This window comes from Microbispora sp. NPDC046933, assembly GCF_040644635.1.
In the GTDB taxonomy this organism is placed as follows: domain Bacteria; phylum Actinomycetota; class Actinomycetes; order Streptosporangiales; family Streptosporangiaceae; genus Microbispora.
Genome location: NZ_JBEYWW010000045.1, coordinates 56509 through 63418, shown reverse-complemented (window position 1 = coordinate 63418; position 6910 = coordinate 56509). Strand labels below are relative to the sequence as shown.

Below are 6910 nucleotides of genomic sequence, written 5' to 3'. Positions count from 1 at the left end.
TGTGGGCGCGCGCGGGGGGGGGGGGGGGGGGGGGGGGGGTGGGGGGGGGGGGGGGGGCCCGCCCCCCCCCCCCCCCCGCCGCGGTCATGCGGAGAGCCCAGATCATCCTGCTGTCCGAGCGAGCCACGCCACCGTCAAGACCCACGTCAGCAGGACGATGGCCAAGCTGGGCGCTCGTGACCGCGCCCAACTGGTCGTCCATGCCTGCGAGTCCGGGCTCGTCGCACCAGGAAGCCGCCGGAGCCATCCGGCCGGCAGGGAGCGGGCCGCACCCGGTCCTACTTCGCGTTGAGCGGAGGGGCAGGATCTCTCCCACCGGTGGGGCGTCTCAGACGAAACCAGAGAAGGGAGAGGCGGATGCGGTGGCCCAAGGGCGTCGACGGCCTGTGCTACGGCGGGGACTACAACCCGGAGCAGTGGCCGGAGGAGGTCTGGACAGAGGACGTCGCGCTGATGCGCCGCGCCGGCGTCACCCTCGTGTCCGTCGGCGTCTTCTCCTGGTCCCGCCTGGAGCCCGCCGAGGGGCGGTATGACTTCGGCTGGCTCGATCGGGTGCTCGACCTGCTCTGGGAGGGCGGTGTGCGGGTCAACCTGGCGACTCCGACCGCCTCACCTCCGCCGTGGTTCTCCCTGGCGTACCCCGACGCCCTGGCTGTCACCCGTGACGGCGTACGGCTGATGCACGGCAGCCGCGACACCTACTGCGTGAGCGCTCCGGCGTACCGGGAGGCGTCGCTGCGGATCGCGCGGGCGCTCGGCGAGCGTTACCGCGATCATCCGGCACTGGCGATGTGGCACGTGCACAACGAGTACGGCACGACCTGCCACTGCGACCACGCCGCTGAAGCCTTCCGCCGCTGGCTGCGGGAGCGGTACGGCGGCCTGGACGCCCTCAACGACGCCTGGACGACCTCGTTCTGGAGTCAGCACTACTCGGAATGGGAGCAGATCAACCCACCGCTGGCCACCGTCTACCTTTCCAACCCCGCGCATGCGCTCGACTACCGCAGGTTCTGGTCGGACGAGATGCTGGCGCACTTCCGCGAGCAGCGTGATCTGCTGCGCGAACTCACCCCGGACGTGCCGATCACTACCAACTACGTGCTGGGCCACTGGGTGTCGGTGGACCACTGGACCTGGTCGAGGGAGGTCGACCTCGTCGCCATCGACCACTACCCGTCCGCCACCGGGATGGAGGCCGCGGAGCAGACGGCGTTCGCCGCCGACCTGGCGCGGTCGTGGGCGGGCGGCCGGCCGTGGCTGCTGATGGAGCAGGCCACCGGGTATCCGATCGGTCCGCGCATGTACGGCAAGGAGCCGGGCGAGATCGCCCGGCACAGCTTGCAGCACGTGGCGCGCGGGTCGAAGGGCGCGATGTTCTTCCAGTGGCGGGCCTCGCGCGGCGGCGCCGAGCAGTGGCACCCCGGCATGGTGCCACACGCCGGCCCCGACTCCCGCGTCTTCCGGGAGGTCACCGAGCTTGGCGCGGCGCTGTCCCGGTTGCCCGCTCCCGAGGCGGTCAACGCGGAGGTCGCCATCCTCTGGGACGAGGAGGCATGGTGGGCTCTCCAGGGCTCCGGGCTCCTCCCGTCGTCGGACATCGACTACCTCGAGTCCGTACGGCAGGCCCACCGGGTGCTGTGGCGGCAGGGCGTCACCGCCGACTTCGCCCACCCCTCGCACGATGTCTCGAGGTACCCGGCAGTGCTCGTGCCCTGCCTCTACCTGCTCTCCGACGAGTCCGCCCGCAATCTGAGGTCGTACGTCGAGGGCGGCGGCACGCTCATCGCGTCGTTCCTCAGCGGCGTCGCCGACGAGCACACGCGGGTGCGGGTCGGCGGTTATCCCGGGGCGCTGCGCGAACTCCTCGGAATCCGCGTGGAGGAGTTCCGCCCGCTGCCGAAGCCCGTCGCACTGACCGATGAGCTTCGGCTCCGCGCGGCCCCGCAGCCGGAGAACGCCGCACCCGCCGGGACGGCAGGGCATGCGGAGGCACCTCCGGGGCTGGAGGCGGGGGCGACGTCATCGGGTCTCGGCGACGGCAGGATGTGGAGCGAGACGGTCCACCTGGAGGGAGCCGAGGCGATGGCTCGCTATCCGGACGGGGGACCGGCAGTCACCCGGAACGCATTCGGTGAGGGAACCGCGTGGTACGTCTCGACCCGGCTCGGTGACTCCGGCTACGCGTGCCTGCTCGCCGCCGCGGGGGTGGCCGGGACCGGAGTTCCCGGCATGGAGGTGGTGCGGCAGGGCGACCGCTTCTTCCTGATCAATCACACCACTGAGAAGCAGCCCGTACCGGTCGACGGCACCGACATGATCAGCGGCATGCCCGTCACCGGAGTGCTGGCCCCCGGCGCCTTCGCCGTGGTGGAGGCGCGAGCCGAGAACCTCGCCTGACGGGAGCCACCTCAAGCAGTCGCCGGCGCGCGTGCCATCCGAGTTCACGGCTTTTCGCCTGTGCCGGAGGGGCGAGACCGCAGATGGGCCTGGATGGCTTCCACGACGGCCTGGGGGGAGGTCGATCGGCTGAAGGTGGCGACGACGACCTCGTCGCGGCCGTCCTGTGGCCGTTCCAGGTGGCGGAAGGTCGCGATGACGTACCCGAGGGCGTGGTCGAGGGGACCTGAGGGATCGTAGGTGCCGCCGGCGCGCAGCCAGCCGCGCAGGACCTGGTTGTGCGCCGCGACGACCGAGGCGGCCATGAGTTCGGCGCGCAGGTCGGCGTCGGGGGTCCCGGCCAGCCATTTGCCGATGAACTCGCGGAAGAGGCGCTGGTAGCGGGCGACGCTGGCGTTCTCCCGGTCGCGGAGGGCGGGGACGCGGCCGACGAGGCGGTAGCGGCGCAGCGACACCTCGGCGTCCGCCACGTAGTGCGCCAGCACGATGCGGACCGCGTCGGACACGGCGACGATCGCGGTGTCCGCGGTCGAGGCGCGCAGGCGGGCGTCCACCTGGGCGAGCAGCGTGTCGTGGTCGGGGAAGATCGCATCTTCCTTCGACCGGTAGTAACGGAAGAAGGTGCTGCGGCTCACCCCGGCGCGGGCCGCGATGTCATCGACGGTGGTCTCGTCGTACCCGTTCTCGTCGAACAGTGCCACCGCCGCTTCGGCGAGGCGGTGGCTGATTGACGGAGTGCCCATGCGGCCATTGTCGCGGACCCCGGGCTTGTCCACGATTGCGAGACTGAGTATCGTCTTTGAGAAACTCAGTCCTATCGCCGAATGTGGTGATCGATGGAACCGCGTGGCACCGCGGCCGGCCTCAGCCGGCTCGAAGAGCGTTTGGACGAGGCGGTCCGCGTCGCTGAGAAACGGGCGGCCGGCAAGCAGCACGCCAAGGGAAAGCTGACGGCCCGCGAGCGGATCGAGCGGTTGCTCGATCCCGGGTCGTTCGTCGAGCTGGACGTCCTGGCCGTGCATCGCAGCACGTCGTTCGGCATGGAACGCACCCGCGTGCCCGGCGATGGGGTGGTCACCGGCCATGGGACGGTCGACGGCCGCCCGGTCTGCGTCTTCTCGCAGGACTTCTCGGTGTTCGGCGGGAGTCTGGGTGAGGTGTACGGCGAGAAGATCTGCAAGGTCATGGACCTGGCGGTGAAGATCGGGGCGCCGGTCGTCGGGATCAACGAGGGCGCGGGCGCGCGTATCCAGGAGGGCGTGGTCTCGCTCGGCCTGTACGGCGAGATCTTCCGCCGCAACGTGCACGCCTCGGGCGTGATCCCGCAGATCTCGTTGATCATGGGCGCCTGCGCGGGCGGACACGTCTACTCCCCGGCCCTCACCGATTTCACGATCATGGTGGACGAGGGCTCCCACATGTTCGTCACCGGGCCGGACGTCATCAAGACGGTGACCGGTGAGGACGTGAGCTTTGAGGAGCTGGGCGGGGCCCGGGTGCACAACAGCCGCACAGGCGTCGCCCACTACCTGGCCGAGGATGAGGACGACGCGCTGGACTACGCCCGCGCGCTGCTGTCGTACCTGCCGCAGAACAACCTCGACGACCCGCCGTCTTTCGAGTTCCCGGCGGATCTGGAGATCAGTGAGGGCGACCGGGCGCTCGACACACTGATTCCCGACTCGGCGAACCAGCCGTACGACATGCACGAGGTCATCGCCGCCGTGCTGGACGACGGCGAGTTCCTGGAGGTGCAGGCGTTGTTCGCGCCGAACATCGTGGTCGGTTTCGGCCGGATCGAGGGGCGTTCGGTGGGTGTGGTCGCCAACCAGCCGATGAGCTTCGCCGGGACGCTGGACATCGCCGCCTCGGAAAAGGCCGCCCGGTTCGTGCGCACCTGCGACGCGTTCGGCATCCCGGTGCTGACGCTGGTGGACGTGCCGGGCTTCCTCCCGGGCACCGACCAGGAGTGGAACGGCATCATCCGGCGCGGCGCCAAGCTGCTGTACGCCTACGCCGAGGCGACCGTGCCGCTGGTCACGGTCATCACCCGCAAGGCGTACGGCGGAGCCTATGACGTCATGGGGTCCAAGCACCTCGGCGCGGACGTCAACCTGGCCTGGCCCACGGCCCAGATCGCCGTGATGGGTGCCCAGGGCGCGGTCAACATCCTGCACCGCAGAAAGCTGGCAGAGGCCGACGATCCCGACGCGCTGCGGGCCGAGCTGGTGCGTGAGTATGAGGACACCCTCGCCACGCCATACCTGGCGGCCGAACGCGGTTACGTCGACGCCGTGATCGCGCCGCGCGATACCCGGCGTGAGGTCGTCCGCGCGCTGCGGATGCTGCGCGGCAAACGGGCCGCCCTGCCGCCCAAGAAGCACGGGAACATCCCGCTGTGACCGAGTTGCGGGTCACGCCCGGGTTTCAAGTGATACAGGGCGCTCCGTCGCCCGAGGAACTGGCCGCGCTGGCCGTGGCGCTGCTCGCGGCGCGGCAGAGCGGCCCGGTCGCACCACCGGCATCCTCCGGCTGGTGCGCTCTGGCGCGCACGTACGGGCTGCGCCGCCCGCTGGCGACCGGCCCGCAGGGGTGGCGGGAGTCGAGATGGAACCGTGGAGGACGTCTGTGAGCACGACCATGCGCAAGGTGCTGATCGCCAATCGCGGTGAGATCGCCGTACGGATCGCCCGGGCCTGCACAGACGCCGGGATGACCAGTGTGGCGGTCTACGCGGACCAGGACCTGGACGCGTTGCACGTGCGGGTCGCCGACGAGGCGCACGCGCTCGGCGGGCAGAGCCCGGCCGAGACCTACCTCGACATCGACAGGATCCTCGCGGTGGCGAAGAAGACGGGCGCCGACGCCGTCCACCCCGGCTACGGATTCCTCGCCGAGAACGCCGGCTTCGCCCAGGCCGTGCTGGACGCCGGCCTGATCTGGATCGGCCCGCCGCCCTCGGCGATCACCGCGCTCGGCGACAAGGTCGCGGCCCGCCACATCGCCCAGCGCGTGGGCGCCCCGCTCGTGGCCGGAACCCCCGACCCCGTCTCCGGGGTCGAGGAGGTGATCGCCTTCGCGCACCAGCACGGCCTGCCGATCGCGATCAAGGCGGCGTTCGGCGGCGGCGGGCGCGGCCTGAAGGTGGCCCGCACCCTGGAGGAGATCCCCGGCCTGTACGAGTCCGCCGTCCGCGAGGCCGTCACCGCCTTCGGGCGCGGGGAGTGCTTCGTCGAGCGCTACCTCGACCGGCCGCGCCACGTGGAGACCCAGTGCCTGGCCGACGCCCACGGCAACGTGGTCGTGGTCTCCACCCGCGACTGCTCCCTGCAGCGCCGCCACCAGAAACTGGTCGAGGAGGCCCCGGCGCCGTTCCTGACCGGCCGGCAGCGCGAGCTGCTCTACTCCTCCTCCAAGGCGATCTTGCGCGAGGCCGGCTACGTCGGCGCGGGCACGTGTGAGTTCCTCGTCGGGCAGGACGGCACGATCTCCTTCCTGGAGGTCAACACCCGGCTGCAGGTCGAGCACCCGGTCAGCGAGGAGGTCGCCGGCATCGACCTGGTCCGCGAGATGTTCCGCATCGCCGACGGCCAGCCGCTCGGGTACGACGACCCGGTGCTGCGCGGCCACGCCATCGAGTTCCGCATCAACGCCGAGGACGCGGGCCGTAACTTCCTGCCCGCGCCGGGGACGATCACCTCGATGCGGGTGCCGTCCGGTCCCGGCGTGCGGCTGGACGGCGGCTATGAGACCGGGATGAGCGTGCCGCAGGCGTTCGACTCGCTGGTGGCCAAGCTGATCGTGACCGGCGCGACCCGCGAGCAGGCGCTGGAGCGCGCGCGCCGGGCGCTGGCGGAGTACGAGATCGGCGGCATGCCGACCGTGCTGCCGTTCCACCGGGCCGTGGTGGACGACCCCGCCTTCACCGGCGAGCCGTTCTCGGTGCACACCCGGTGGATCGAGACCGAGTTCCACAACACGATCACGCCCTACGACGGCGAGGTGGGCTCCGCGGAACCGGCCGAGCGTGAGCGGATCACGGTCGAGGTCGGCGGCAAGCGCCTGGAGGTCGTCCTGCCCGCAGGCCTGGGCGCGACCGGTGGCTCCGCCCCGGCCAGGAAGGCGGCGCCCCGGCGTTCCGGCGGGAGCGGCGCGAAGAAGGCCGCCGCGAGCGGCGACTCCCTCGTCAGCCCGATGCAGGGCACGATCGTGAAGGTCGTCGTCGCCGACGGCGACACCGTCGGGCCCGGCGACACGATCGTCGTCCTGGAGGCCATGAAGATGGAGCAGCCGCTCACCGCCCACAAGGGCGGCACGATCACCGGCCTCGCGGCCGCCGTCGGCCAGACGGTCACCGCCGGGGCCGTCCTGTGCGAGATCAAGGACGCCTGAGCCTCCACGGCGGCCCCGGCGGCCACGGGGGCCGCGTCACACCCGCGTTCCCGAAGGCGCGCGGGAACCGGCGGGGGAGCTGTCGGCCCGGCTGGGCCACGACCGCGCGGCCTGACGC

At 71.3% G+C, this 6910-nt stretch carries 5 protein-coding genes and 1 pseudogene; 5 read left to right on the top strand and 1 reads right to left on the bottom strand.

Annotated elements, in window-relative coordinates; all coding sequences use genetic code 11:
- Positions 1–121: 121 nt before the first annotated feature.
- Both ABZ857_RS38830 and ABZ857_RS38825 read left to right on the top strand, forming a co-directional pair.
- Positions 122–292 (top strand): annotated as a pseudogene (locus ABZ857_RS38830) (LuxR C-terminal-related transcriptional regulator); the annotation flags it as partial.
- A 65-nt stretch (positions 293–357) separates the two neighbouring features.
- Positions 358–2400, top strand: coding sequence for a beta-galactosidase (locus ABZ857_RS38825; RefSeq protein WP_357054079.1), 2043 nt, complete (start codon positions 358–360; stop codon positions 2398–2400).
- A gap of 44 nt (positions 2401–2444) precedes the next feature.
- Here the strand turns inward: ABZ857_RS38825 and ABZ857_RS38820 are convergent, their stop codons facing one another.
- On the bottom strand, positions 2445–3143 hold the full coding sequence (locus ABZ857_RS38820; RefSeq protein ID WP_357054077.1) for a TetR family transcriptional regulator: 699 nt from the start codon (positions 3141–3143) through the stop codon (positions 2445–2447).
- 93 nt (positions 3144–3236) lie between these two features.
- Between ABZ857_RS38820 and ABZ857_RS38815 the strand changes: the two genes are divergently transcribed.
- The 3 genes from ABZ857_RS38815 to ABZ857_RS38805 are packed head-to-tail and all read left to right on the top strand — an operon-like array spanning position 3237 to position 6792.
- On the top strand, positions 3237–4802 hold the full coding sequence (locus tag ABZ857_RS38815; RefSeq protein ID WP_357054074.1) for an acyl-CoA carboxylase subunit beta: 1566 nt from the start codon (positions 3237–3239) through the stop codon (positions 4800–4802).
- Positions 4799–5032, top strand: coding sequence for an acyl-CoA carboxylase epsilon subunit (locus tag ABZ857_RS38810; RefSeq protein ID WP_357054071.1), 234 nt, complete (start codon positions 4799–4801; stop codon positions 5030–5032). Before ABZ857_RS38815 ends, ABZ857_RS38810 begins: the two co-directional genes overlap by 4 nt.
- Positions 5033–5040: 8 nt before the next feature.
- Positions 5041–6792: a biotin carboxylase N-terminal domain-containing protein gene (locus ABZ857_RS38805; protein WP_357054090.1), complete on the top strand. Its 1752-nt coding sequence runs from the start codon at positions 5041–5043 to the stop codon at positions 6790–6792.
- The last annotated feature ends 118 nt before the right edge of the window (positions 6793–6910 follow it).